Origin of the sequence: Bradyrhizobium sp. OAE829 (assembly GCF_040546575.1) — a bacterium.
GTDB lineage: Bacteria > Pseudomonadota > Alphaproteobacteria > Rhizobiales > Xanthobacteraceae > Bradyrhizobium.
The window spans coordinates 6,785,352-6,811,035 of sequence record NZ_JBEPOE010000001.1 but is presented as its reverse complement, the minus strand read 5'-3'; the positions used below and the strand labels follow the sequence as shown (position 1 = coordinate 6,811,035).

Genomic DNA, 25,684 nt, shown 5'->3' with positions numbered 1-25,684 from the left:
CAGCTCGCAGTTGGCGTATAGTGGCTCGCATGAGTTGGGATGCGAAAGACGTAGCGCTGCTCAAAGAACTCTGGGCCGTAGGACAGAGCGCCGCGCAGATCGCGCGCCGTTTCGGATGTAGCCGTAACGCGGTCTGCGGCAGGCTAACTCGTTTGGGCCTGAAACGTGGTCACAAGCCGCCAACAGCAAAACCCAACATAAGGCCGGTCCCGAAGCGAAGGCCGGCGCTGTTGGCCGACTGTGCCCGACCGGTGGCGAAGGATGTGTTGCGGAAGCCAGTAGCGAGGCAGCCTAAGAAATTCAGCAAGCGCGAGCTTTACGCCATGCTAGCCGACGCGGTCAGGAATACGGGCTAGCCCGCCCACCGCGACATCGTTGCGGCGCGGCCTCCGCACCTCCGTTCAGTTCGACTGGTGTCCTTGTTGCCGGCAATCCCCGATGGACCTGAACGCGCCATGAGGTAATCCGACCTCGCGCCATCGCTCCAACAACCCCATCTGAGGCCACCCGCTGGCCCTCACAGTGTGCTAATCTGAGCCGGCACGATCCCCTGTCTTCGGCCCGGAGCCGTTGCACCGTGACCCATGATCATAACCCGGCATGGAACGAGGATGGCCGCTTCTCCGGTGCCCTCGACGACGTGATCATCATCCCGCTTGTTTCTGTCGCGCTCGCCGCAAACAAAATCCTGCGTTTCATTCTTTCGATCTTGATGCGGCTGCTCGACTACGCCTTCCCGTTGGCAATGCAGGTTGTCTGGCTTCCGCTCTTCGCTGTCAGGGTTCTCGGCAATGTCATCGTTACTGTCATAAACGGCGCATTGCGCTTCCTGCCCCTTTCCGAGACGAAACGTCGACAGTGGGGTACGTCGATCCGCCGGAACTGGTCGTGGCTCCGGCGCAAGATCAGTTATCGGGCGTTCGAACATGCTGTGTACCTCGCCTTTGAAAGCGGCATGGCATGGGTGTTCCGAAAATGCCGGCACCTGACGCCGAACACCGCATTGCTCGTGATCCTGGGTGCGGTACTTTGGCTCCCGATCTCTTTCGGGGCTGCAACGGCGATGCACGCGGTATTGTTTGCCAAGGTCACGTCCTGGCCAGCCTGGATGCAACTCCTGCATCCGCTCGCAACGGTCATCGCCAAGAGCAAGCTGTTGGTGCTGCCGGTGTACCCGGCGGCCTGGCCACAGGCCCGGAAACATCCGTTCGTGCGGCGCGTGTTCAAGAGCTATGAAACCATCAGGCGCCTGTATGTGATCAAAAAGATCGGTTTTCGCTATCGGCAGGCAGAGACCGCCGGCGCCGCGGCGGTCGAGAGGCTCGAGCGCACCGCCGGCCTCACATCGGCGATAAGGTGGCTGCGTGGGGTACATGTCGCCGAACGGTTCGGCGTGGAAAAGCCCACCCAGAAGTTGCGTTCGTTCTTCTCGCGATGGTCAATTCAGTTCTCGGCCGAATACTACGAAGCGAAGGAACGGCGGCCTCAGATATCCCATCACTAAACGGCAGCAAGCTACGAACGCCAGAGATGATCATCATCTCGCGGCGTCCACGGCCGTGGCTGGCGGCCTGGCCGGCGCCAGGTATCAAAAAGACACGCCGCCGGGATCGAAATGGATCGCCCGGCGGCGCTTATTCCTGAACTGGGACACTAAAATTCCCAGCACTGCATACACTGCACGCCTCGTGCCACAGGCCCATGACATCCGGTCGTGGCTCAAGCGCGGCCTCGTCCCAGCCCAAGACTACATGGCCAGGCCGCGACTTCCATGGGCTCCCCCCGGCTCGCTTCTTCAGGGCACCACGAGATGTCTGCCTGTTGCAGAATGGCCGCGAGAGCACGGGAAACGACGACCTGACCGTATGCGAAGGGCAGCTTCTGGACCCAAAGCGTACAGGGCCCTGACGCGCAAAGGGGTCTCGTACAAGCCCGCCGAAGCCGATACTATTTCCAATCCAGAGCGTCGAGGTGAACATGCACCGTCGTGAATTTCTGGCAGCTCTTGTCGCGGCGTCATTAACGCCACAACGCGCGGCACAGGCACAGCCGACCCGCCGGACCTACCGTATTGCAGTTGTCGAGCCGACCTCGGCGCAACTCAACGCGACCAACCTCGCTGCCTTGCGGCGCGGCTTGGAAGAGCTTGGATACGTGGATGGGCGCAATCTTGTCCTGGACTATCGGTCCGCAGACGGCAATGCCGCGCTCTACCCCAGCCTTGTGGCCGAAGTGATCGGCCGCAATCCCGATCTGATCATCGCTCGCGGCACACCCGCCGCGCTTGCGGTCAAGCGGGCGACACGCACCATTCCTGCGGTCATGATCGTCGGCGAGCCGCTGCTCGTGGTCGACAGCCTCGCGCGGCCAGGCGGCAACATCACAGGCTTCAGCGGGGTGCAGCCCGAGCTTGAAACCAAGCGCATGGAATTGCTCAAGGAGATCGCACCCTCGACCACTGGCCTCGCTGCGCTCCTGAACATGGGTAATCCCGTCTCCGCGCCACAATTGGAGGAACTTCAGAAGGGGGCGCAGTCCCGGGGCTGGCGCTTCAGATTGTTCGACGTTCGCAAGCGCGAGGACATCGAGCAGGCCTTTGCTGCGCTCGACAACAGTTCCGACGCGATCATAGTGGGACTCGAGGCCCTGACCCAGGCGCACCGCGGTCTGATCGCAGATCTTGCCGCAAAGAGCCGCCTGCCGGCAATCTACGGCGGCCGGGAGTTTATGGAGGCAGGCGGGCTGATCTTTTATGGGCCGAGTTTCCCTGACGTCTATCGTCGGGTAGCGACGTATGTTGACAAGATCCTGAAAGGGGCAAAGCCCGCCGATTTGCCCGTCGAGCAGCCAACCAAGTTCGAGATGATGATAAATCTCAAGGCCGCAAGGGCGATTGGGCTCGAGGTGCCGCTGTTTCTCCAGCAGCGCGCCGACGAAGTGATCGACTGATTTCAAGCGGTGTCGGCTTCCGGGCAGCTTTGAGACAACCGCCTATCCTGAGAATTTGGGAGCGCCTCCCCATCCCGAAGAATTCACGATGCCAGCGCGGTCCGAAGCATCCGTGCGAGATCGGAGCTGAGGTAAGGCTTAGGCAGTAGCAGCACGCCGGCATCGAGCCGGCCATGGTGGACGATGGCGTTCTCGGTATAACCGGACGTATAAAGCACCTTTAGTCCCGGACGGCGTTTCAGCGCCTCGGTCGCGAGCTGACGGCCGTTCAATCCCCCGGGGATTATCACGTCGGTGAACAACAGATCGATGCGTTCGGAACGATCAATGATTGCCAGCGCCTCGGCGGCATTGCCCGCGGCCTGTGTGTGGTACCCGAAACGGCTGATCTGGGCCACGACGTATTCGCGCACCAGCGCGTCGTCCTCGACAATCAGGATGGATTCGTCGCCGTGTTCGCCCCCCGAGATTCCGGTCTCGGCAGCCAGCGCGACCGGGACACCCGCCGCCTGCGGAAGGTAAAGCTTCACGGTGGTGCCGTGGCCCTGCTCGCTGTAGATCTTGATATGTCCGTTCGACTGTTTGACGAAGCCGTAGACCATGCTGAGGCCGAGCCCCGATCCCTTCCCGACCTCCTTGGTGGTGAAGAACGGTTCAAACACCTTGTCGAGCAGGCTGCCGGGGATTCCCTCCCCTGTGTCGCTCACCGCGATCATGACGTAGTTGCCCGGATTAACCTCGCTGTTCATGCTGGCGTAGTTCTCGTCGAGCACGATATTCTTGGTTTCGAGCGTCAGCTTGCCGCCGTTCGGCATGGCGTCACGCGCATTCAGTGCAAGGTTCAGGATCGCAGTCGAGAGCTGGCTGGGATCAATCAGGGCCGGTGCGGAATCGTGCACCAGCATCGATTCGATTTCGATCTGCTCGCTGAGGGTCGGGCGTAGCAACCGCACTGCATCGATGACCAGGACGTTGACGTCGGTGTTGCGCGGCTGCAGCGGTTGTCGACGGGCGAAGGCCAGCAAATGCCGCGTCAGGTCGGCCCCCCTCGCTGCAGCGGCGCTAATCATATCGGTGATCTGCCCGAGATGCGGACGATCCTTGACCGCATCGCCGAGGATTTCGATGGTTCCGGTGATCACGGTCAGAATGTTGTTGAAGTCGTGCGCGACACCACCGGTGAGTTGGCCGATGGCTTCCATCTTCTGCGCTTGCCGGACCTGGGCCTCGCTCGCCTCTATCTCCTGAAAGCGCTTGACCATGGCCTCGGCCTTGCGCCGTTGCCGGATTTCCTCCTCAAGTGCCGCATTGGCCTGCTGAAGTTGCCTGCGTGTCGGCAGCACCAGGATCCGCGGCAGCATCAGCAGCAGAGCCGCCGTGATCACGGCCGATATCAGCGCCAGGACGCCTTTGGTAACGGCCTCGATGCCGTAGGCCGGCACCCACAAAGTGAGCACCGACAGCAGACGGGTCACCCCGCAGAATGCGGCGAAGATGGCGAATGTCCAGAATACGCTGCGGAACATAACATCGCGGCGCCGCCACACGAAAAATCCGAGGACGAACGCGGTAGCAAAGAAGGCACCGGCGAGCATGGCGTCGGAAACGACATTCAGCCAGATCAATTCCGGCTTCCACAGCAGGCACGCGCCATGCGGGGTGAGCGTCGACATGTCCAGAATATCCTATTTGAGTTGAGACAATGTTAGAAAGCCCACTCGATAAACCTTTCTCAATTCCTGCCCACCCGCATCAGGGAAGGCGAGCCACCACGCGATGGCCGAGAACGCCGAGGTATCGCGCCGGTTCATGACAACTCTGTCCCGGGCTAAGGCCGATATTTTCGATACCCAGAACGATAGCACGCAGGGGCTCCGCGGCGTGGGAGATAATCCGTGGTGCACCGCCCGCGCGATCCCACCTCCCCCGTCCTGACCGGCGGGTGATGTCGGGTATCGGTACTTTTTCGGACCTGGAAGGCCTGGCTGAAGATGCCACTTGCTGAGGGCAAAGCGGACTGCCCGGTTGCGCACTCAGACTTCCGAGTTTGCCCCAAACCGACATTTCACCTGTCGGTACCCGGATTACCGGCGTGATTGTCGCCGAGTTGGTGGGTCACATGCCGTTCGCCGGACAGCCTAAGCCTGCTATAGTTCGGCGATAGCGCGGAGAGCGACCAGCGAGGTCACATGCGGCGACGCCAGTTCATAACTCTCCTGGGCGGAGCGGTGATGTGGCCGTTTACGGCAAGAGCACAACAGCCGGCAAGAATGCCGCGCGTCATAAGTCTCGCCCCGGTCCACGTTGCGTCGCAGGCGGAAGGAACCCGCAGGGTTTTGAGGGAGCTCGGCTACGTCGAAGGACGTAATATTCGTCTTGAGTTTCGGGACGCGGCGGGCAATGTTGATGCGCTCCCTCGGCTGGCGCAAGAGTTAGTACGAGAGGGCGGCATCGACGCCATTCTCGCGATAACCACGCCAGCCGCGCTGGCAGCTTACAAAGCAACTCAAACAATTCCGATCGTCGCGCTCACTGCCGTTGACCCGGTCGGGTCAGGATTGGCGGATAGCCTCGCGCGTCCCGGCCGCAACGTAACCGGTATCGCGGTTTTTTCCGAGGAAACCACAGAAAAGCGCGTCGAACTGATGCGAGAGGTTGTCCCGCGCGCCCTCCGCCTCGGGACGGTGACGACAAAGCTAAGCAGCGGTGCGCAGAGCCTGGCGCCTGTCTTGGAGACCGGCCGTAAGCTCGGTTTTACGGTCGAGTCCATCGACATCGATGACCCCGCTGATCTTGCGAAGGCTTTAGGCCCGGAAGTCCTGACCAGATTTGACGCCCTCGTGTTTGTCCCAGATGCCTTGATCAGTGCTCACATGGCAGAGGTCATCAAGCTGGTCGGCGCGAGCAACAAACCCGCGATCTTTCCTTCGCCCGACTGGGTCACCAACGGCGGCTTTATGTCGTTCGGGCCGGACTTCTCCGATGCCAACCGTCACCTGATCTCGCAGCTTGATCGCGTTCTGAAAGGCGCGAAGCCGGGCGACCTGCCTTTCGAACGACCGACCAAGTTCTATCTCAGGATTAATCTTCGCGTCGCAAAAGAACTGGGCATCGAGCTGCCGCCGACCGTCCTCGCACGCGCCGACGAGGTAATCGAGTGAGCGTGCCGACTTTCGATTAGGGCACCTTTGGGACATGGCGACATCGAAGGGGCGGACCGCGCTCCTCGCCGTCAAAGGACCTAGTCGAGACGACGTATTCGATCTCACCGCGCGTCATGCCGATATCCGTTAACGCCCGATCGTTCAGGCTGCACAATTCATCCTCCAAGCGTCCGCGTTGACGCCATTCTCGAAACGCACCCCAACAACTCCTGAGCAAGCTGAAGATGCGCGACGTAGAGTCGGTCGTGTGTCCCAATCCGCCTGCACTATGGGTCATGCTCATTTCGGTATCTCCCGGGGCAGGTGTTACCCCAGGAGAGGATGCCAAGGCGGGGCACGGGCCGCTTAACATTGGGCTTACATTTACCTCACCAGCGGCTTACTCTTTGCGCTCTAGCGGTGCCGGAGCTCCCGATTGACGATGGGAGCTGTCCCAAGGGAATGGCAGTTTGCGCTATCTTTTCGGGGAATTCGCATTGGACACTGCCCGGCGCGAGCTATGGCGCGGGGCGGACGTCGTCGCCATCGCGCCCCAGGTATTCGACCTGCTCGATTACCTGATCCGCAACAGGGAGCGCGTCGTCAGCAAGGATGATCTCATCAGCGCGATCTGGAATGGACGTATCGTATCCGATGCAGCACTGACGACCCGCCTCAATATCGCCCGGGGCCTGATCGGCGATACCGGGCATGAACAACGCCTCATCAAGACCCTGCCGCGCAAGGGCTTCCGTTTTGTCGGTCCCGTGCTGGAAACGCAGCCGCGCGCAGGCGGGGCAATTGCCGACATCCCGGCAGAACCGTCGAAGGCCGCCCTTACGCTTCCCGACAAACCCTCCATCGCCGTGCTGCCGTTCCAGAACATGAGCGGCGACCCGGCGCAGGAATACTTCGCCGACGGCATGGCCGAAGACATATTGACCGGGCTTTCACGGCACCGCTGGCTGTTCGTAATCGCCCGTAACTCAAGCTTCACATACAAAGGTCGTGCCGTGGATGTGCGCCAGGTCGGGCGCGAGCTTGGCGTACGGTATGTGCTGGAGGGGAGCGTCAGGCGAGTCAGCAGCCGCGTCCGCTTCACTGTGCAGCTCGTCGATACGGCCACCGGCAACTATGTGTGGGGCGAAAAGTACGACGGCGAAGCGGAAGACCTGTTCGACTTGCAGGACCGGATCACCGAGGCGGTCGTGGGCATTCTGGAACCCACGATCCAGCTTGCTGAAATCGAGCGCACACGGCGAAAGCGGCCCGAGAACCTGGGCGCCTACGACTACTATCTGCGCGCCCTAGCACTGACCGACGCATTCACGCGTGACGCGGTTCAGGTCATGTTGAGCAACTGCGTCCAGGCGATCACACTTGATCCGACGTTTGCTCCGGCGTACGCGCTGGCGGCACGCACGTACATACAAACGTATACGCAAGGTTGGACTGTTGACGAGGCGAGAGAACGTGCCGAGGTTCTCGATCTCGTCGAACGTGGTCTTCGCGCTGACCGCCTCGATCCGGTCATGCTCGGCACTGCCGGTCATTGCTTTGCCTGGTTCGCTCATGATCTTGCGAAAGGCATCGCCTACATCGACGAGGCGCTGTCCGTAAACCCAAACCACGCGCACGCCTATCTGCAAAGCGGCATTGTCAGAACACGGGCTGACGATACCGAACTTGCCATCAAGCACCTCAACCATGCGAGACGCCTCAGCCCGCGCGATTCCCGTGGTTACGCGATCTTTCAGGCGTTGGCGGTGGCACACCATGTCGGTGGAAACCTCGAAACGGCACATGACTGGGCCCATCGAGCCGTGCAGCACAATCCGAACTATGTGCCCGGTTGGGCTGCTCTTGCTTCGAGCGCAGCCTCGACTGGCAGAGACGCAGAAGCGAAGATGGCCGCGGAAACGCTGCTCGGGCTCGATCCGCAATTCTCAATAAGCCGGCACATTCGCCGCTATCCGATCAGCAGGCGCGAGAAGTTCGCGCATTATTACGAAGGGCTACGCCGCGCCGGTGTTCCCGATTGAAGGAAGCGCAAGTGTGCCACAGTTGTCGGGATAGAAGCGCGCCCCCGTAGTTCCCCGGGTTAGTCACCTTAAGCGACATTGCCTATAAGACGTTCGCGAACAGCTGGGGGATGGACTTCGGTCATCACACCGATGTCCAAGGGGTTGTTTGATCGCGAGGCCCGGACTCCTAGGCACTCCGGGCCTCGTTTGATCTCCCGTTCGCTGAATACAGCGCTCACCGGCCCGTCGACGCATCCGGCATGATCTGCAGAAGCGGCTCCGGTCCGACCGAAATTTGACCGGTGAATGGCCGGTCGTGGGCGGCGATCAGCAACACCGAGGCGGCGACGCCGGTCGCGAACAGCGCCATCGCAATCCCCGATGCCAGCCGGTTGCCGCAGTGAACCAGCGCGATCACGAAGAGTTCGCAAATCGCCTGCAAATACAGGCTCCACCATTTGACCGGATTGACTTCCGCCTGGCTGATGATGATCCGCTGCCGGCGCGCATCCAGCGCTACTCCCAATGCGCTGATGATCTCGCGCTGCGCGGTCTGCTGGCCCGCTCCCTGCGGCGACATCGAGACAACGAGTTGCAGCGCCTCGGTGAGAGCGGGAGGAGCTGGCCTCAGCGAGGCTGTCTGCCCCGCCATCATCGGCCATTCGACCTTGGCGGTTTGCTCGATATAGCCGCGAACGAGATCGCGCACCCGGCCCTCCTGTTCGGGCGGCAGGCCGGCGGCGAGCAGCACGATGGCCCGCAGCGCGCTGGCTTCACGGCTCACCGCCGCACTGGCGCGATCATTGTCGCTCCAGACCTGGGCTGCGGTGAAGGCGACGAACAGGCCGAAGATGATGCCCAGCACCGGCAGCATGCCCGGCGAAATCGCCTGGAATGATTTTGCGCGTTCTCCCGTCGCGAGTGCCGCAACCGCTGCGAAGATCATGATGGCAAGCAGATAGGTGAATGCGAAGATGGAAAGCGCCATCACTGGCACAGGCAGATTGTGCAACCAGTCGCTCATTACGCTCCCCCGCCCCGTGCCCGGATCCAACCCGACGCAATTATGTGAAATTCCCGGGCTATCCGCAATCACCTCATCTCGTTCAACAAATCCATCGGCATAGCGCTCTCCCTGACGTTGAGTGCGGCCGGCATTGTCTCGAGATGGTGGGCGCGTGCGGTGCGGCCTTCCCGGCAGCCGCGGGATCGGAGCCCGGATCGTTTCTTTCACCTAATGGCATTGAGGTGTATGATCACCACCAGCGAACCCCGCCGGCGGCACAGTCAAGAGGACTTAAACGGGCCGGGTTAGTTCTGCTGCATGCCGCTGAGCCATGTTGGTACCCACCAAGGCAAACAGGGAGGCAGTACGATGACGATGAGACCAGACCCCACGTTTCACGCGTCGCCGAAGCTTGCGATGGAAGCTCCGCCAGAGAGCTTCGCCTACACCTTGCTGCTCAGCCCGGACTTTTCAAAGCCCGACGCGCTTGCCGTGATCGACGTCAAGCCCGGCTCTTCGCGTTTCGGTCAGATCGTCCACACCGTGACGATGCCCAACAAGGGCGACGAGTTTCACCATTTCGGATGGAACGCCTGCTCATCGGCCTTGTCGCCGCTCACCGGGCACGCCTTCCTCGAGCGCCGCTACCTCATCATCCCCGGCATGCGGTCATCCCGGATCTACATCGTCGATACCAAGCCAGATCCCACCCAGGCGAAGATCCACAAGATCATCGAGCCCGAGGAGGTGTTCAAAAAAACCGGGTACTCGCGGCCGCACACGATCCATTGCGGGCCGGATGGTATTTACGTTTCTACGCTCGGCGGCGGCGGCAAGGACGGCACCGATGGCCCCCCCGGCATCTTCATTATGGACTGCGAGACATTCGAAGTGCTCGGACGGTGGGAAATCGATCGCGGTCCTCAGGAGAAGCACTATGATTTCTGGTGGAACCTGCCGCGCGATTACATGGTGAGCAGCGAGTGGGCGCTGCCGCCGCAGTTCGAGAACGGAATCGTGCCGGAGGATCTGCTCTCGAACAAATACGGCCATCGAATCCACTTCTGGGACCTGCGGGCCCGGCGAAACGTCCAGACCATCGATCTCGGCGCCAACCATCAAATGGCGCTGGAGGTGCGTCCCGCGCATGATCCCGTCAAGGAGTACGGCTTCCTGGGCGTCGTGGTCGACACCACGAACCTGGAAGGCTCGATCTGGACCTGGTGGCGCGATGGCGGAAAATTTCACATCGAGAAGACCGCGACGATCCCGCCCGAGCCCGCTGCAAAGGACCAGTTGCCGCCGCTTCTGCAGGGCTTTGGCGCCGTGCCGCCGCTGGTGTCCGACATCGACCTGTCGATGGACGACAAGTTTCTCTACGTCGCCTGCTGGGGCACCGGCGAGATGCGTCAATACAATGTCAGCGATCCCAGAAAGCCCGAGCTTGCCGGATCGGTCCATATCGGCGGCATCGCACGCCGCACGCCTCATCCGAACGGCAAGGCCTATGCCGGCGGACCGCAGATGGTCGAGATCAGCCGCGACGGCAAACGCGTCTACTGGACCAACTCGCTCTACTCGACCTGGGACGACCAATTCTATCCGCAGGGCATTCCGGGCGTCGAGGTGATGGCCAACGCAAACCCGAAAGGCGGCCTCGAACTGGCAAAGGACTATTGCGTGAGCTTCCCCGACGGATACCGCGCGCATCAGATCAGGCTCGATGGTGGAGACTGTTCGACCGATTCATTCTGCTACCCGTCGGCTTGAATGTGAGCACGGCGGATTGGACACCGGCTTGGCTCTGGCTGGCTGTCATCGCGAGCGGCCTCTACCACGGCGTAAATCCGGGAATGGGATGGCCGCTCGCTGTATCCGCCGGTTTGATGGAAAGGACGACGCGTGCCCTCGGCGCCGCGCTGGTGCCGCTGACGGCCGGCCATCTGCTGGCGATGCTGCTGGTGCTCCTACCCTTCGCGCTGCTGGTCACCCTCGTCGAATGGCAGCGCCAGATCCAGATCGGCGCCAGCTTCCTTGTCATCGGGTTTGGTATCTTCCGTCTTGCCGATCGGCGCCATCCAAGAGCATTGGCGCGGATACCGCCGACGCAACTGGGGCTGTGGTCCTTTGCCGTGGCAATCGCGCACGGCGCGGGGCTGATGCTGGTGCCGATCTATCTCGGACTCTGCCGGGAGGCCGACCTCGACAAAGGCCACGAGGCAGCTTTGAGCCTCATCAATGCCAATATTGGTATGGCCGGGCTGGTCGCCGTCGTCCACGCCATCGCGATGATTGCCGCCGGCGGATTCCTGGCGTGGCTGGTGTACCGTTACCTCGGCCTCAAATTCGTATCGCGGAGCTGGTTTAATCTGGATACGTCATGGGCAATCAGCCTCATCCTCGTCGGAGCTGTTGCACTGGTGCTCAGCCTTGCGGAGTAGCGCGAACGCTGCGGCGTCTCAGCGATTCACGCTGACCAAGGCACGCCTTGCGTCAGCGCAGCTTGTCCAGCAGCGCCATCAGCGTCTCGCGTTCCTTGGCGTCGAGCGGCGCCAGGGTTTCCCGGGTGATCGCGAGTGCATTGGGCGCGGCCTTTTCAGCGAGCTGCTGCCCTGCCCGCGTGAGGCTCACCAGCAGGCGGCGGCCGTCCTCGGGGTCGGGGCTGGTCTCGGTCAGGCCGCGCGCCGTGAGGCGGTCGATCACGCCCTTGATGGTGGCAACGTCCATCGCGGTGAGGCGACCAAGGAGATTCTGCGAGCACGGACCGGTCTCGGTCAGTTTCGCAACTGCCGCCCATTGCGTCGGGGTCAGATTGATGCCGATCTCGCGGGCGAAGATCGTCGAATGGCGTTGCCAGACCTGGCGCAGGATGAAGCCGACCTGCTCGTCCAGAATGTAGGACGGCCGCGCAGGCTTGACGCTCCGTTTCGCCGAAACACTCCTGCCCATCTGCGCTCTCTCTTCTTGTTTGCCGCCGCCGGTCACAGCGACAGGTGCGCGTCGCGGATGTCCGGACGCGCGTCGAGTTCAGCCATCGTGCCGCCATAGCAGATCTTGCCGCGCTCGATGATGTAGGCGCGGTCGCAGATCAGCCGGGCGAAATGCAAGTTCTGTTCGGAGACGAGGATGCTGACGCCTTCCTTCTTCATGGCCAGGATGGCGTCGACCATCTGTTCCACGATCTTCGGCGACAGCCCTTCCGATGGTTCGTCGAGCAGCACCAGGGATGGATTGCCCATCAGCGTCCGCGCGATCGTCAGCATCTGCTGTTCGCCGCCGCTCATGCGCCCGCCCGGCCGCCCCCGCATCTCGCCAAGGTTCGGAAACAGCGTGAACAGTTTTTCGCGGGTCCAATGCGGCGCATTGGGACGCTTCGGCTGGCGTCCGACCTCGAGATTTTCCTCGACCGTCAGATCCGTGAAGATGCGCCGCTCTTCCGGCACGTAGCCGAGCCCGCCGCGCACGATCGCATGCGTCGGCTCGGTGGAGACGTCCCTGCCTTCGAACAGGATACGGCCGGAGCGTTGCTGCACCAGGCCCACGATGGAACGGAAGGTGGTGGACTTGCCGGCGCCGTTGCGGCCGAGCAGCGCGACGACCTCGCCCTCGCCGACTTCGAGCGCAATATCGAACAGGATATGCGCCGGGCCGTAATAGCTGTTGAGGTCCTGCACCGAGAGCTTCATGCGCCGGCTCCCTCGCGGTGGCGCGAATCATAGACCAGGCCCTCGCCGAGATAGATCGCGCGAACCTGCGGATTGCCGCGGACCTGTTCGGGTGTGCCCTCGGCAATCAGGCTGCCGCGGTTGAGCACGAGGATGCGGTCGGCATGTTCGAACACCACGTCCATGTCGTGTTCGGTGAAGAGCACGCCGATCGACTTTTCACGGGCGATCTGCGCGGTGAGCCGCATCAGCTCGATGCGCTCGCGCGGCGCCATGCCTGCGGTCGGCTCGTCCATCAACAGAAGTTTTGGCTGGTTGGCGAGCGCGATTGCGAGTTCCAGCCGTTTCAAGTCGCCATAGGCGAGCTCGCCGCAGGGACGCCCGGCATAGGCGCCCATGCCTACGAGATCGAGCAGCCGGCCGGCTTCCTCGCGGGCGTAACGCGCCGTCGAGCCCCAGAGATTGAATAATTGCCGCCCATACGACACCAGTGCGACCTGCACATTCTCGCGCACGGTCATGGTCGGGAATGTCGCGGTGATCTGGAACGTGCGGCCAACACCGAGCCGCCAGACCTGGCGCGGCTTTTTACCGACGGTGTCTTCGCCGAGCAAATTGATCCGGCCGCTGTCGGGGGTGTTCTGGCCGTTGAGCATGTCGAAACAGGTGCTCTTGCCCGCGCCATTGGGTCCGATCAGCGCCAGGATTTCGCCCGCGCGCAGCGCAAACGAAACGCTGCGCACGGCGTGAACTCCGCCATAGGATTTGCTCAGGTTCTCGACCGACAGCAATGTGGGGACCATGCTCATTCGGCGGTCTCGATCGGGGAAGTGGCCAAGGACGACTTAGACGATGATTCAGACGTTGAAGACTTGCGGCGATTGCGGATCGTCTCCAGCACGCCGACGATGCCCTTGGGGAAGGCCACCACGATCAGCACGACGAAGCCGCCGAGCACGAGCTTGGACAGATCGGTCTGGCTCACGAGCCAGATGTTGAGCGCCTTGAAGACGATGGCGCCGACCACAGCGCCCGACACGGTCTCGACGCCGCCGAGCAGCACCATCACCAGCGCATCGACCGACAGCGAGATGCCGAGGCTGTCGGGGAACACGCTGCCTTTCAGGTACGCGAACAACGCGCCGGCAAATCCGGCGACCGTGCCCGCGATCACAAAGGCGGTCCATTGCACACGCTTGCCGTTGATGCCGATGGCTTCGCTGCGCAGTAGTGAATCCCGGGTCGCACGCAGCGCGAAACCGAACGGCGAGAACACGATCACCCGCAATATGGCCACCGCGATCGCGGCGACGCCGAGCGACAGCCAGTAGAAACTCGCCGGACCCGCCGCCCATTTTTCGGGCCAGACGCCCAAAATGCCGTTGTCGCCGCCAGTCACCGTGACCCACTGGAACGCGATCGACCAGACGATCTGCGCGAACGCCAGCGTCAGCATCGCGAAATAGACGCCGGACAATTGCACGGCGAAGAAGCCGAAGATGGCTGCACCGACCAGACCGAGCAGCGGGCCGACGAGCAGCGAAACGATCATCGGTAGCCCCGCCATCTTGGCGAGGAACGCAACGCCGTAAGCGCCAAGTCCGAAATAGGCGGCATGGCCGAATGAGGCGAGGCCGCCGACCGACATCAGGAAATGCAGGCTGGCGGCAAAGATCACGAAGATCGCGATCTCCGAGCCGACGGTCAGCGCATAACTGCCGGCGAACAGTGGCAGCATCGCCGCGACCGCAAGCCCGGCCATTGCCAGCCAGCGCTCGTTTGACGTCAGCGGCCGCCAGGGATTGACGGTCAGCCCCGGCGTGCGACGCGCCGCGGCTTCCGGCTTGCCGAACAGGCCCCACGGACGGACGATCAGCACCACCGCCATGACAAGGAATACGAGGATGATCGAAATCTTCGGGAAGATCAGAATGCCGAAGGCGTTGAGCTCCGACACCAGCACCGCGGCCACGAACGCGCCGATGATGCTGCCGAGCCCGCCGATGACGACCACGACGAACACGTCGACGATGATGCGCAGATCGAGCGCGTGATGCACTGCGTCGCGCGGAATCTGCAGCGCGCCGCCCAGCGCCGCGAGAAAGACCCCGAGCGCGAACACGCTGGTGAACAGCCATTTTTGGTTGACGCCCAGCGCTGCGACCATATCGCGGTCCTGCGTCGCCGCGCGCACCAGCACACCCCAGCGGGTACGTTGGAACAGCAGCCAGAGCCCGCCGAGCACGACCGGACTGATCGCAATCAGGAACAAATCGTAGGTCGGAATGTTCTGGCCGAAGAAATCGACCGCGCCCTTGAAGCCCGGCGCGCGGCGGCCCAGGAGGTCATCGGGCCCCCAGATCAGCACCACGAGATCCTCGACCATCAGGGTCAGGCCGAAAGTCGCGAGCAGCTGGAACAGTTCCGGTGCGTGATAGATCCGCCGCAGCAGCACCATCTCGACGATCACGCCGACCACGGCCACGACCAGCGCCGCCACAACGATGCCGCCCCAGAAGCCGAGCGCGCCGGAGAAACGCTCGGTCAACGTGAACGCGACATAGGCGCCGAGCATGTAGAACGCGCCATGGGCGAAATTCACGATCCGCGTCACGCCGAAGATGATCGACAGGCCCGACGCGACCAGAAACAGCGACGCCGCGCTGGCAAGACCGGTCAGGAACTGAACGAAGTAGAAGGCCATGGGCGGTCTGTTGCTCGCGCGTTGGTCGGTGTCGTCTCAGTTTCTCGGCTTCATCCTTCGAGACGGCGCTCGCGTCTCCTCAGGATCAGGTCTTGCTAACCTCTCCCCGCTTGCGGGGAGAGGTCGAATTGCCTCGGCGATGCGAAGCATCGTCCGGTGCAATTCGGGTGAGGGGGTACAGGTCTAACGACGAGCACAGGACTCGCGGATAGAGCCCCTCACCCCTGCCCTCTAAGAGCGAGCTTCGCTCGTCTCGACCCCGCGAAGAGCGGGAGAGGGAGAGTAGCCCTCAATCTTTCGGGCGAAGCTTTTCGACTTCGGCATCGCTCGGGAGATAGTCCGTGCCCTTGCGATAGACCGAGTTCACCATCACACCCTTGCCGTCCTTCAGCGCGGTCTTGCCGACGTAAGCGCCGAGCGTCGACTGGTGATCGATCTTGCGGAAGGTGATTTCGCCGAACGGTGACGGCATCGACAGCCCTTCGGTCGCGGCGATCAGCTTCTCCGGATCGGTCGAGTTGGCTTTGGCAAGGATCGCTGCAGCCGCCTTGATGGTCTGATAGCCGACGATCGAACCGAGGCGCGGATAGTCGTTGAACTTCGCCTGATAGGCTTTCAGAAACTTGTCGTGGTCAGGCGTCTTGATGTCGTACCAGGGGTAACCGGTGACGATCCAGCCCTCAGGCGTTTCGTCCTTCAGCGGATCGAGATATTCCGGTTCGCCGGTGAGGAAGGACACCACCGAACGGTTCTTGAACAGGCCTCGCGTATTGCCTTCGCGAACGAGCTTCACGAGATCCGCACCGAAGGTGACGTTGAGAATCGCCTCGGGATTAGCGGCCGCGACAGCCTGCACCACCGGGCCTGCGTCGATCTTGCCCTGCGGCGGCCACTGTTCGTCAACCCAGACGATATCGGGGCGCTTTTCCGACATCAGCTTCTTGAACACGGCGACGGCCGACTGGCCGTATTCATAGTTCGGCGCGATCGTGGCCCAGCGCTTTGCCGGCAGCTTGGCGGCTTCTTCCACCAGCATCGCCGCCTGCATGTAGTTGGAAGGGCGCAGGCGGAACGTGTAGCGGTTGCCCTTCGACCAGGTGATGGCGTCGGTCAGCGGTTCTGCTGCTAGAAAAAACACCTTCTTCTGGTTTGCAAAATCGCTGACGGCAAGGCCGATGTTGGACAGGAAGGTTCCCGTCAGCATCGCGACGTTTTCGCTCGACACCAGTTCGTTGGCCGCGGTAGTGGCGTCGGCCGGCTTGCCGCCGTCGTCCTTGGAGATGACCACGAGCTTCTTGCCGTTGATCCCGCCGGCGGCGTTGACCTCCTCAACCGCGAGCTGCCAGCCCTTGCGGTAGGGTTCGGTGAAGGCCGGCAGCAGCGAATAGCTGTTGATCTCGCCGATCTTGATCTCTCCGCTCTGCGCCATAGCAGAACTCGCCATGCCCGCAACCGCGATCGCCAATCCTGCTCCCAGCAAATAACTCCGTCGCATACCCTCACCCTCCAATGTTGAAGAAATTATCTTAATCCGTCTTCGCCCTTGACTTCAGCAACCGTCAATCCGCCGACCCGCGGCAGCGGCCTGCCGCTGTCGGTGACCGCGACCGCCACCATGATCTCGTTGGCACGCGGCGCGTCGTTGATCTGCACTTCCATGCCGTCGAAATGACTACGCACGAAGGCCGCGTCCTTGTGGCCGAGCGGAATATCCAGCGTGGTGCCCGGACCGCTGCGCTTCTTCGAGGACGGGATCAGCGCCGCGCCCTTGCTCAGCACCTTGCGCACCGGCGCGCCCATCTTCGGGTGCAGGATCGCGGCCGCGTGCTCGAGTTCGCCGTTTTCGCCGACCGCTGCGGCCTTGCCGTAGCTCTGTGCCTTGGCGCCGTCGATCCCAAGCGCCGCGACCGCGCGCTTCGACAACAGTTCGCCGAGTTCCTCGCCGATCGCGATCAAGGGCGAGAGGTCTTCGACATATTTTCCGGCGAACGGATTCTCGATCACGGCAATGGCCGCGGCACGCCGTGTCGGCGGCGCGATCGTCTTTCCCATCTCCAGATGGGTTTCCTCGACCACCGTGACGATCTTGCGAATGATGGCGCTCATTGGCCTTTTTCCCGCTCAAGCATGAACTGCACTTTCTATCGCGCTTCCGTGATGGGCATGCAACGCTGGCGCCGCGCCGCCAGTAGTTCCGACCACGAGCGTTTCGCCAAGCAGGCGTAACGCCGCGCCTTCGATCAATCCGGCTGCGAACAATTGTTGCGCACAGAGCGCCCCCGCCTCCAGCGCGGCTTCGACCTCGGCTTCGGTCAACGGCCCGACGTCGCGGGTGACGCGGCGCGCGCCGAGATCGCTGTCGGGCTGCAGTTCATTGGCCGGACAGCGGACAATCGCGGGGTGGCCGGGCAGATCCACGGCATTGGCGATGATGGTGGCGGCGGCATCGGCCATTGAGGCCGTTCGTGCCAGCACGGTGACGGCGTCGGCGATGCCGAGCGAGAAGCTGCGGCCATGGCGGCCGCTGGTCGCGACGCCCCGGATCGGGTCGTCAGCATCGACGATCATTGTGCGCATCAGGCCATGCCGGTCCGGCCGGTCCATCAGTCCGACGGTGAATTGTTCGCCGCCGGTCAGATGCAGCGCGATGTCACCGCCATTATTGACATAGGCGCGATCGAGACGCGCCGCGCCTAGCATCGCGCCGAGAATCTCTTCCGCAACCGAGCCCGCTACCGCCGCCATCGGCGTGATGAAATGACCTGACGCAAACGGCGCCACCGCCGCATGCATGCGGCGCGCGACGATGCCTTTCAGTGCGCACTGCACAGGATCAGACGCCCGACGCAGCGTCGTCAATTCCTCGCAGAGTTCATCGAGCAGACCGGTGAAGCGCCGCACTGCGGCGTCATAGGCGGCGCGGACTTCCGCCAAATTGCCGCTGGCCTCGATGATCAGATCGATTGGACCGTCCTGCAAATGCAACCGCTTGCCGTCAGGAAGAAGCGCTATTTGCGGGAGGCGTTTCATGCGTGCCGTCCCGGGATGTAGGGCATCGGGCGGATCTCGGTGTTGTCCTTGAGGGAGGCCAACGGACGAACGTAATCCATGTGGCCGCCCAGCGCCGCATAGTCCGACAGCCGCAGCGTGAACTCGATCGGCGCCACCAAGGCAGGCGTCGGCACATAGCCGAAGGCCCCCGCCGGCATCTGCGTGACATCGACCATGAAGGTGATACCGCCACCCGGCCAGACATAGACCGGCGCGCCGCCGCTGGTGACCCGCGTCAGCGCGTCCTTGACCGACCGCGTCAGCCGCACCGGATTGTCGGTGACACCCGCGCGCAGCGAGCCGCCTGCGCCGCCCATGAACAACACCGTGCATAGCGCCGGTTCACAATTTTCCTGGATACGCTCGACCGAGAGTTTCAGGTCGAGCGGCATTTGCGTCTCAATCGGCCTGAGCGCCTCGTCGAGCACGTAATAGGCGGCATGCTCGCCGGTGGTCGACACCATCAGCATGGTCAGGCCCGGCCGTGCCTCCTTTGGATTGAACGGACCCAGCACCGACAAGGGATCGGAAATCTTGGTGCCGCCCCAGCCGGTACCGGGCTCGGCGACCTGAAAGTAACGGCCCGGCGTCGAGCGCCGCCCCTTCATCTTGATCCCGGTATCGGGAATATCGAGCAGCTTGCCGGCCTGATGCTCCGAGAGAACGCCGGTAATGTGGTCGTCCACGACAACGACCTCATCGACCTTGCCGTGCCACTGCTTGGCGAACATGCCGATCGTGGCCGAGCCGCAGCCGACCCGCATCCGCTCTTCCGCGACACCGTTGACGACAGGCGGATACCCGGCCTGCACCACCACGGTGGCGCCGCCATCGATTGTCAGTTCGACCGGCTTGCAATTGGACAGGTCCATCAGCGCGTCGCAGGTGACGCGTCCCTCTTTCTTGGAACCGCCGGTCAGGTGATGCACGCCGCCGAGCGAGAGCATCTGCGAGCCATATTCGCCTGTTGTGACATGGCCGATCGCCTCGCCCTGCGCGCGGACGGTCGCGGTCTCGGGCCCGAGATGGCGATCGGTGTCGATCTTCACCTTGACGCCGCAATAGCTGAAAATACCTTCGGTCACGACGGTGACCATGTCGACGCCGTCGATCTCCGACGACACGATGAAGGGCGCCGGCTTGTAATCGGGATACGTCGTACCGGCGCCGATTGCGGTCACGAATACATTGGGCTCACGGACGAGCTTGCCGTCCCAATCGCCGCCGCCGGCCTGGAACGGCACCAGCCGTCCGCCATGCGACACCGTTCGCTCCAGCACGATATGCGGATCGACGCGCACCAATACGCCGTCATGATTGGCGTAGCGATCGCACGCGCCCGCCGCGCCCGGCTTGATGTAGCACATCACCGGACAGGCATCGCAGCGGATCTTGTCGCCACCGGCAGTCGTCGTATCCGTCATCGTGAACAAGCCCGCTCGCTGGGAGGCGCCGATCATACCCGCATTCCCGCGAGACGATCATTTTGTTCGTATACGAATGATGTTGCGCGCGGACGGAAACCCTGTCAAGCGGGGCCCCAAGCGAAAAACCGCGATTGCCGCATAAAAACTCATTTGCCTCGCGTCGTGTTTATAAATCGGGCAAGGCATTGCGTCACGGAACGCCCCGCTTGCACGTTTGTATACAAACGGTATCTTCGAAGGACGTCCGCACCACATTTTGCAGCGCAACCGGGGCCCAGGGATCAAGGCGCAGAGCATGACGCAGAGCACGATGCGCCTGACCGTCAACGGCAAAAGCTGCGATGTCGACGCCGCGCCCGACACCGCGTTGCTCTATGTGTTGCGCAACGACCTCGCCTTGAACGGACCGAAATATGGCTGCGGACTCGGCGAGTGCGGCGCCTGCGCGGTGTTGATCGACGGCGAGGCGGCGCGTTCCTGCGTGATCCCGATTGAAGGCTGCGCCGGGCGCGACATTGTGACGCTCGAAGGCCTCGGTTCGCGTGAGCACCCCGATCCGGTTCAAGATGCCTTCATCCGCGAGCAGGCTGCGCAATGCGGCTATTGCCTTAACGGCATGATCATCAGCACCAAGGCGCTGCTCGCGCGCAACGCGCGTCCTTCCGAGGCGGAGGTGCTGGAAGCGCTGCGCTACAATCTGTGCCGCTGCGGCGCGCATATCGAAATTATCCGCGCCGCGATGCGGGCCGCGGGCTACGCCGTCGAGGCCCACGACTGATGGCAACGCCGGAGACGCCAGCGAGCAGCGAACGCGCACAGGGATCGCTGTCGGTGGTTCGTCCGACAGAGTCGGGCGCGTTCGAAACCTTCATCAAGATCACCGCTGATGGTTCGGTCACCGCCTATAACGGTCATGTCGATCTCGGCACCGGAATCCGCACCGCGCTTGGACAGATCGTCGCCGAGGAACTCGACGTGTCCTTTGCCCGCGTCGTGGTCGTGCTCGGCGATACCTCTGTTGTACCCAACCAGGGCGCGACGATCGCGAGCGAAACCATCCAGATCACGGCGGTGCCGCTGCGCAAGGCCGCGGCGCAGGCGAGGCAATTTTTGATCGCGCGTGCGGCGGAACGGCTGGAGGTGCCGGCCAACGATCTCAGCATCGAAGACGGACTCATCCGCGGCAAGGACAACCGCACCGTCAGCTACGGCGAATTGATCGCCGAGGACATCATTCGGCTCGAACTCACCGAAGATGTAACGGTGAAGAACGTCAGCGCCTATTCCATCGTCGGGCAATCGGTGCCGCGCGTGGACCTGCCGGCGAAAGCCACCGGCGAACTGGTCTATGTCCACGACATGCGCGTGCGCGGCATGCTGCACGGCCGCGTCGTGCGACCGCCTTATGCCGGCATCGACGCCGGCCCGTTCGTGGGCACCAGCCTGATCGCGGTCGACGAAGCCTCGGTGCGCGATATCCCGGGGCTGGTGGCCGTGGTCAGGATCGGCGATTTCATTGGCGTGGTTGCCGAACGCGAGGAGAACGCGATCAAGGCGGCGGCGCAGCTCAAGGTGAGCTGGAAGCCGGTGCCGACATTGCCTGACCTCGGCAATCTCCAAACGGCACTACGCGCCAATCCATCGACGCCGCGGACGCTGATCGACAGGGGTAATGTCGATGCTGCCATCGCATCCGCCGCCAAGCCGATGGCGCGGACTTACGTCTGGCCGTATCAGATGCATGGCTCGATCGGACCCTCCTGCGCGGTCGCCGACTATCAGGACGGCGCGATCCGGGTCTGGTCCGGCACGCAAAACCCGCACATCCTGCGCGTCGATCTGGCGCTGTTGATCGAACGGCCGGAAGCCGAGATCAATGTTGTCAGGATGGAAGCCGCCGGCTGCTATGGCCGCAACTGCGCCGACGACGTCACCGCCGACGCGCTGCTGCTGTCGCGCGCGGTCGGCCGTCCCGTGCGCGTGCAGTTGACGCGCGAGCAGGAACACGCCTGGGAGCCAAAGGGCACCGGGCAATTGATGGACGTCAATGGCGGGCTGAACGCCGACGGCAGCGTTGCGGCTTACGATTTTGCGACGCGCTATCCCTCGAACGGCGCGCCGACGCTCGCGCTGCTGCTCACCGGGCGGATCGCACCGGAGCCCGCGGTGTTCGAGATGGGCGATCGCACCGCGATCCCGCCTTACGATTACGATCACATGCGCGTGGTGGCGCACGACATGCCGCCGATCGTGCGTGCCTCCTGGTTCCGCGGCGTCTCCGCACTGCCCAACACTTTCGCGCATGAATCCTACATCGACGAGCTCGCCACCGAGGCCGGCGTCGATCCGATCGAATATCGCCTGCGCTACCTGAAGGACGCGCGCGCCGTCGATCTCGTCAATGCGGTGGCTGAGCGCGCGGGGTGGAAACCACGGCCGGTGCGACAGGAGAGCGAAGCCGAGGGCGACATCGTGCGCGGCCGTGGCTTTGCCTATGCGCTCTATGTACACAGCAAATTCCCGGGCTATGGCGCGGCGTGGTCGGCATGGATCGCCGACGTCGCGGTCAACAAGGCGACCGGCGATGTCAGCGTCACCCGCGTGGTCGCGGGCCAGGATTCCGGGCTGATGATCAACCCGGAAGGGGTGCGTCATCAGATCCACGGCAACGTGATCCAGTCGACCAGCCGCGCGCTAATGGAGGAAGTGTCGTTCGACCGTGCACAGGTGACGGCGCGCGAATGGGGCGCCTACCCCATCATCAAATTCCCTGACGTGCCCAAGATCGACGTGCTGATGCTGCCGCGGCAGGATCAGCCGCCGCTCGGCGTCGGCGAGTCCGCCTCGGTCCCCAGCGCTGCCGCCATCGCCAACGCGATCTATGATGCGACCGGCGTGCGGTTTCGCGAATTGCCGTTTACGCCGGAACGCATTTTGAGGGGATTGCATGGCGAAGCGACAGTGGTGCCGGAGGCTCTGCCTGCGCCGCAGCCCGCACCTGATCTGAGCAAATGGAAAAACCCGTTTGCCGGACGGCGCGGCGTGCTGGCGACGGCGGCGGCATTATGCGCGGCAGTGGTCGGCATCGGCGCCGCCGTGCTGCCGTGGCGCGCGATTGCCCCAATCGCGCGGCCGGATGCGTCAGTCTATTCGGCGGCGACCATCGCACGCGGCCAGCAACTCGCCGCGCTCGGCGACTGCGCGGTCTGCCACACCAGCATCAATGGCGTGCTCAATGCCGGCGGCCGGCCGCTCGAGACGCCGTTCGGGATTATCTATAGCACTAACATCACCCCCGATATCGAAACCGGAATGGGCGCGTGGTCCTATCCAGCCTTCGAGCGGTCGATGCGCGAAGGCATTCATCGCGATGGCAAGCATCTTTATCCCGCGTTTCCCTATACGCATTTCGCGAAGACAAATGATGCCGACCTGCAGGCGCTCTATGCTTACCTAATGGCGCAATCGCCGGTGCGCGCGGAAAATCCGGAAAACAAGCTGGCGTTCCCGTTCAACATCCGCCCGCTGCTGGCCGGATGGAATGCGCTATTCCACCAGCCAAAATCGTTCCAGGCGGATGCGAGCAAATCCGACATATGGAATCGCGGCGCCTATCTGGTCGAAGGCCTCGGCCATTGCAGCGCCTGCCATTCGCCGCGCAACGTACTGGGTGCAGAGAAGCAAAGTGCTTACCTCGCGGGCGGCTTCGCGGAAGGCTGGGAAGCACCCGCCCTGACATCGCTGTCGCAAGCGCCGATCCCCTGGAGCGAGGATGAGCTCTACGCCTATTTGCGGACCGGCGAGTCGCGCTTGCACGGCGTCGCCGCGGGACCGATGGCGCCGGTCGTGAAGGAACTCGCCGCACTGCCCGATCAGGACATCCGCGCCATGGCCGTCTACCTCGGCTCGTTCAACGAGACCGCTACCGATAAGCCCGCGCAGGATGCCCTCGCCGCCAAACTCGAGGCCGCGACCAGTACCAGGCTTGTTGCGGCTTCCAGCGTCGGCGCACGGATCTATCAGGGCGCCTGCGCGGTCTGCCACGAGGTCGGCGGCGCGCCGTTATTCGGCAGCCGGCCGTCGCTGGCGCTGAACAGCAATTTGCACAGCGCCGTGCCCGACAATCTGATCCAGGTGATCCTGCACGGCATCAAAGCCCCCGTGACCAGCGACCTCGGCTATATGCCCGCCTTCAAGGACAGCCTGACCGACGGCCAGGTTGCGGAGCTGGCCGTCTACCTGCGGCGACAATTTGCCCCGGATCGGCCGGGATGGGGCGATATCCACGCAACCATTGGGCGAATCCGGCAGGAAATGGCGCGCTGAGCTGCCATGCCGCCGTCAAAAACCCACTGGTTGGGCCGTCGCGACCACGATACAGTTCCGGCATGGCAGTCACAGATATTGCATCCCGGACCTACAACCACGGCTGGCGGCTCGATCCGATCGTGCGGAGCCTGCTGGATACCGACTTTTACAAGCTGCTGATGCTGCAAATGATTCGGGAATTCTACCCGGATCAGCAGGTGACGTTTTCGGTGATCAACCGCAGCAAGCATGTGCGGCTGGCCGAGATCATCGATGAGGGCGAGTTGCGCGCCCAGCTCGACCACGCCCGCTCCATCCGCTTCACCAAGAAAGAACTGATCTGGCTCGCCGGTAATACGTTCTACGGCAAGACCCAGATGTTCTCCCCGGACTTCATCAACTGGCTCGCCAATTTCCGCCTGCCCGAATACGAGCTGCGCAAGGTGGACGGCCAGTATGAGCTGCATTTCCACGGGCCGTGGACCCACACCACGATGTGGGAAATCCCGGCGCTCGCGATCCTGAACGAACTGCGCTCGCGCCAGGCACTGAAGGGACAGGGGCGGTTCGCGCTCGACGTGCTCTATGCCCGCGCCAAGGCAAAACTCTGGACCAAGGTCGAGCGGCTGCGCAAATTGGAAGGCTTGCGGTTGTCCGACTTCGGCACCCGCCGCCGCCACGGTTTTCTGTGGCAACGCTGGTGCGTCGAGGCGGTCAAGGAAGGACTTGGATCATCCTTCACCGGCACCTCCAACGTGCTGCTCGCAATGGACAATGATCTCGAAGCGATCGGCACCAATGCGCATGAATTGCCGATGGTCGCGGCTGCGCTCGCCAATGACGATACCGAGCTGCGCTGGGCGCCCTATCGCATCCTCGATCAGTGGCGCCATACCTATGGCGGCAATTTGCTGATTGCCCTGCCCGACGCCTTCGGCACCAAGCCGTTCCTGCGCGATGCGCCGGACTGGGTCGCCGACTGGACCGGCTTTCGCCCCGACAGCGCGCCGCCGATCGCGGCCGGCGAAGACATCATCAAGTGGTGGAAGCAGAAGGGCCGTGATCCCCGGGAGAAGCTGTTGGTGTTCTCCGACGGCATGGACGTCGGCTCGATCGAAGAGACCTATCGGCATTTTACCGGGCGGGTCCGCGTCAGCTTCGGCTGGGGCACCAACCTCACCAATGATTTCGTCGGCTGCGCGCCGGATGGATCGGCCGATCTCGATCCGATCTCGATCGTCTGCAAGGTGACGTCGGTCGATGGACGGCCCGCTGTCAAACTGTCGGACAATCCGGAAAAGGCGACAGGCTCGCCGTCCGAAGTCGAGCGATACATACGCGTGTTCGGAAATGCCGGCCGCGTCCGCGCCGCCGTGCACGTCTGAACCGGCAACACGCAATCCCTGG

General features: G+C 62.8%; 21 protein-coding genes. 10 read left to right on the top strand and 11 right to left on the bottom strand.

Annotated elements, in window-relative coordinates; all coding sequences use genetic code 11:
* Positions 1-29: 29 nt before the first annotated feature.
* From ABIE49_RS32670 to ABIE49_RS32660, 3 genes are all read left to right on the top strand, one after another.
* On the top strand, positions 30-356 hold the full coding sequence (locus ABIE49_RS32670; RefSeq protein WP_192734868.1) for a GcrA family cell cycle regulator: 327 nt from the start codon (positions 30-32) through the stop codon (positions 354-356).
* 221 nt (positions 357-577) lie between these two features.
* Complete coding sequence (locus tag ABIE49_RS32665; protein WP_354067108.1) at positions 578-1,504, top strand: RNA-binding protein; 927 nt, start codon at positions 578-580, stop codon at positions 1,502-1,504.
* Positions 1,505-1,977: 473 nt separating this feature from the next.
* On the top strand, positions 1,978-2,949 hold the full coding sequence (locus tag ABIE49_RS32660) for an ABC transporter substrate-binding protein (RefSeq protein WP_192734869.1): 972 nt from the start codon (positions 1,978-1,980) through the stop codon (positions 2,947-2,949).
* Positions 2,950-3,032: 83 nt separating this feature from the next.
* Here ABIE49_RS32660 and ABIE49_RS32655 read toward each other — a convergent pair whose 3' ends face one another.
* Positions 3,033-4,622 carry an ATP-binding protein gene (locus tag ABIE49_RS32655; protein ID WP_192734870.1) on the bottom strand — a complete coding sequence of 530 codons (1,590 nt, stop codon included), beginning with the start codon at positions 4,620-4,622 and terminating at the stop codon, positions 3,033-3,035.
* A gap of 558 nt (positions 4,623-5,180) precedes the next feature.
* Here ABIE49_RS32655 and ABIE49_RS32650 point away from each other — a divergent pair.
* Positions 5,181-6,110 (top strand): ABC transporter substrate-binding protein, encoded by a 930-nt coding sequence (locus ABIE49_RS32650; RefSeq protein ID WP_192734871.1) that lies wholly within the window; start codon positions 5,181-5,183, stop codon positions 6,108-6,110.
* A 16-nt stretch (positions 6,111-6,126) separates the two neighbouring features.
* On the opposite strand, the gene ABIE49_RS32645 is transcribed toward ABIE49_RS32650, so the two are convergent.
* Entirely contained in the window at positions 6,127-6,390 is a 264-nt protein-coding gene (locus ABIE49_RS32645; RefSeq protein ID WP_192735224.1) for a DUF1127 domain-containing protein, read from the bottom strand.
* 172 nt (positions 6,391-6,562) lie between these two features.
* Here ABIE49_RS32645 and ABIE49_RS32640 point away from each other — a divergent pair, with 172 nt between their 5' ends.
* Entirely contained in the window at positions 6,563-8,134 is a 1,572-nt protein-coding gene (locus ABIE49_RS32640; protein ID WP_192734872.1) for a winged helix-turn-helix domain-containing tetratricopeptide repeat protein, read from the top strand.
* Between the two features lie 217 nt (positions 8,135-8,351).
* Here ABIE49_RS32640 and ABIE49_RS32635 read toward each other — a convergent pair whose 3' ends face one another.
* Positions 8,352-9,140, bottom strand: coding sequence for a bestrophin-like domain (locus ABIE49_RS32635; protein WP_192734873.1), 789 nt, complete (start codon positions 9,138-9,140; stop codon positions 8,352-8,354).
* A gap of 351 nt (positions 9,141-9,491) precedes the next feature.
* Here ABIE49_RS32635 and ABIE49_RS32630 point away from each other — a divergent pair, with 351 nt between their 5' ends.
* Positions 9,492-10,892: a selenium-binding protein SBP56-related protein gene (locus ABIE49_RS32630; RefSeq protein WP_192734874.1), complete on the top strand. Its 1,401-nt coding sequence runs from the start codon at positions 9,492-9,494 to the stop codon at positions 10,890-10,892.
* 2 nt (positions 10,893-10,894) lie between these two features.
* Positions 10,895-11,563 carry a hypothetical protein gene (locus ABIE49_RS32625; RefSeq protein WP_192734875.1) on the top strand — a complete coding sequence of 223 codons (669 nt, stop codon included), beginning with the start codon at positions 10,895-10,897 and terminating at the stop codon, positions 11,561-11,563.
* A 52-nt stretch (positions 11,564-11,615) separates the two neighbouring features.
* Here the strand turns inward: ABIE49_RS32625 and ABIE49_RS32620 are convergent, their stop codons facing one another.
* The 8 genes from ABIE49_RS32620 to ABIE49_RS32585 form a co-directional block, all read right to left on the bottom strand.
* Positions 11,616-12,071 (bottom strand): MarR family winged helix-turn-helix transcriptional regulator, encoded by a 456-nt coding sequence (locus ABIE49_RS32620; protein WP_192734876.1) that lies wholly within the window; start codon positions 12,069-12,071, stop codon positions 11,616-11,618.
* A gap of 32 nt (positions 12,072-12,103) precedes the next feature.
* A complete protein-coding gene (locus tag ABIE49_RS32615; protein WP_192734877.1) occupies positions 12,104-12,808 on the bottom strand; it encodes an ABC transporter ATP-binding protein in 705 nt (234 codons plus the stop codon).
* Complete coding sequence (locus ABIE49_RS32610; RefSeq protein WP_192734878.1) at positions 12,805-13,596, bottom strand: ABC transporter ATP-binding protein; 792 nt, start codon at positions 13,594-13,596, stop codon at positions 12,805-12,807. The genes ABIE49_RS32615 and ABIE49_RS32610 overlap by 4 nt, the downstream gene beginning before the upstream one ends.
* Complete coding sequence (locus tag ABIE49_RS32605) at positions 13,593-15,491, bottom strand: ABC transporter permease (protein ID WP_192734879.1); 1,899 nt, start codon at positions 15,489-15,491, stop codon at positions 13,593-13,595. The genes ABIE49_RS32610 and ABIE49_RS32605 overlap by 4 nt, the downstream gene beginning before the upstream one ends.
* Before the next feature lie 289 nt (positions 15,492-15,780).
* Positions 15,781-16,986 (bottom strand): ABC transporter substrate-binding protein, encoded by a 1,206-nt coding sequence (locus ABIE49_RS32600; RefSeq protein ID WP_192734880.1) that lies wholly within the window; start codon positions 16,984-16,986, stop codon positions 15,781-15,783.
* 26 nt (positions 16,987-17,012) lie between these two features.
* Positions 17,013-17,597, bottom strand: a complete 585-nt coding sequence (locus ABIE49_RS32595; protein WP_192734881.1) for an amino acid synthesis family protein — start codon at positions 17,595-17,597, stop codon at positions 17,013-17,015.
* Between the two features lie 15 nt (positions 17,598-17,612).
* Positions 17,613-18,521 carry a UPF0280 family protein gene (locus tag ABIE49_RS32590; protein WP_192734882.1) on the bottom strand — a complete coding sequence of 303 codons (909 nt, stop codon included), beginning with the start codon at positions 18,519-18,521 and terminating at the stop codon, positions 17,613-17,615.
* Complete coding sequence (locus ABIE49_RS32585) at positions 18,518-20,002, bottom strand: 6-hydroxynicotinate reductase (protein WP_502915945.1); 1,485 nt, start codon at positions 20,000-20,002, stop codon at positions 18,518-18,520. Before ABIE49_RS32585 ends, ABIE49_RS32590 begins: the two co-directional genes overlap by 4 nt.
* A 262-nt stretch (positions 20,003-20,264) precedes the next feature.
* Between ABIE49_RS32585 and ABIE49_RS32580 the strand changes: the two genes are divergently transcribed.
* From ABIE49_RS32580 to pncB, 3 genes are all read left to right on the top strand, one after another.
* Positions 20,265-20,747, top strand: a complete 483-nt coding sequence (locus ABIE49_RS32580; RefSeq protein ID WP_192734883.1) for a (2Fe-2S)-binding protein — start codon at positions 20,265-20,267, stop codon at positions 20,745-20,747.
* Positions 20,747-24,295, top strand: coding sequence for a molybdopterin cofactor-binding domain-containing protein (locus tag ABIE49_RS32575; RefSeq protein WP_192734884.1), 3,549 nt, complete (start codon positions 20,747-20,749; stop codon positions 24,293-24,295). The genes ABIE49_RS32580 and ABIE49_RS32575 overlap by 1 nt, the downstream gene beginning before the upstream one ends.
* Before the next feature lie 62 nt (positions 24,296-24,357).
* Complete coding sequence (gene pncB / locus ABIE49_RS32570) at positions 24,358-25,662, top strand: nicotinate phosphoribosyltransferase (protein WP_192734885.1); 1,305 nt, start codon at positions 24,358-24,360, stop codon at positions 25,660-25,662.
* Positions 25,663-25,684 lie beyond the last annotated feature (22 nt).

Excerpts from the sequence above, each read along its gene's own strand:
- ABIE49_RS32655 (WP_192734870.1), bottom strand. The coding sequence starts at position 4,622 with ATGTCGACGCTCACCCCGCATGGCGCGTGCCTGCTGTGGAAGCCGGAA.
- ABIE49_RS32670 (WP_192734868.1), top strand. The coding sequence starts at position 30 with ATGAGTTGGGATGCGAAAGACGTAGCGCTGCTCAAAGAACTCTGGGCC.
- ABIE49_RS32645 (WP_192735224.1), bottom strand. The coding sequence starts at position 6,390 with ATGACCCATAGTGCAGGCGGATTGGGACACACGACCGACTCTACGTCG.
- ABIE49_RS32595 (WP_192734881.1), bottom strand. The coding sequence starts at position 17,597 with ATGAGCGCCATCATTCGCAAGATCGTCACGGTGGTCGAGGAAACCCAT.
- ABIE49_RS32590 (WP_192734882.1), bottom strand. The coding sequence starts at position 18,521 with ATGAAACGCCTCCCGCAAATAGCGCTTCTTCCTGACGGCAAGCGGTTG.
- ABIE49_RS32600 (WP_192734880.1), bottom strand. The coding sequence starts at position 16,986 with ATGCGACGGAGTTATTTGCTGGGAGCAGGATTGGCGATCGCGGTTGCG.
- ABIE49_RS32615 (WP_192734877.1), bottom strand. The coding sequence starts at position 12,808 with ATGAAGCTCTCGGTGCAGGACCTCAACAGCTATTACGGCCCGGCGCAT.
- ABIE49_RS32660 (WP_192734869.1), top strand. The coding sequence starts at position 1,978 with ATGCACCGTCGTGAATTTCTGGCAGCTCTTGTCGCGGCGTCATTAACG.
- ABIE49_RS32585 (WP_502915945.1), bottom strand. The coding sequence starts at position 20,002 with ATGATCGGCGCCTCCCAGCGAGCGGGCTTGTTCACGATGACGGATACG.
- ABIE49_RS32635 (WP_192734873.1), bottom strand. The coding sequence starts at position 9,140 with ATGAGCGACTGGTTGCACAATCTGCCTGTGCCAGTGATGGCGCTTTCC.
- ABIE49_RS32575 (WP_192734884.1), top strand. The coding sequence starts at position 20,747 with ATGGCAACGCCGGAGACGCCAGCGAGCAGCGAACGCGCACAGGGATCG.
- ABIE49_RS32580 (WP_192734883.1), top strand. The coding sequence starts at position 20,265 with ATGACGCAGAGCACGATGCGCCTGACCGTCAACGGCAAAAGCTGCGAT.
- ABIE49_RS32650 (WP_192734871.1), top strand. The coding sequence starts at position 5,181 with ATGTGGCCGTTTACGGCAAGAGCACAACAGCCGGCAAGAATGCCGCGC.
- ABIE49_RS32620 (WP_192734876.1), bottom strand. The coding sequence starts at position 12,071 with ATGGGCAGGAGTGTTTCGGCGAAACGGAGCGTCAAGCCTGCGCGGCCG.
- ABIE49_RS32630 (WP_192734874.1), top strand. The coding sequence starts at position 9,492 with ATGACGATGAGACCAGACCCCACGTTTCACGCGTCGCCGAAGCTTGCG.
- ABIE49_RS32605 (WP_192734879.1), bottom strand. The coding sequence starts at position 15,491 with ATGGCCTTCTACTTCGTTCAGTTCCTGACCGGTCTTGCCAGCGCGGCG.
- pncB (WP_192734885.1), top strand. The coding sequence starts at position 24,358 with ATGGCAGTCACAGATATTGCATCCCGGACCTACAACCACGGCTGGCGG.
- ABIE49_RS32610 (WP_192734878.1), bottom strand. The coding sequence starts at position 13,596 with ATGAGCATGGTCCCCACATTGCTGTCGGTCGAGAACCTGAGCAAATCC.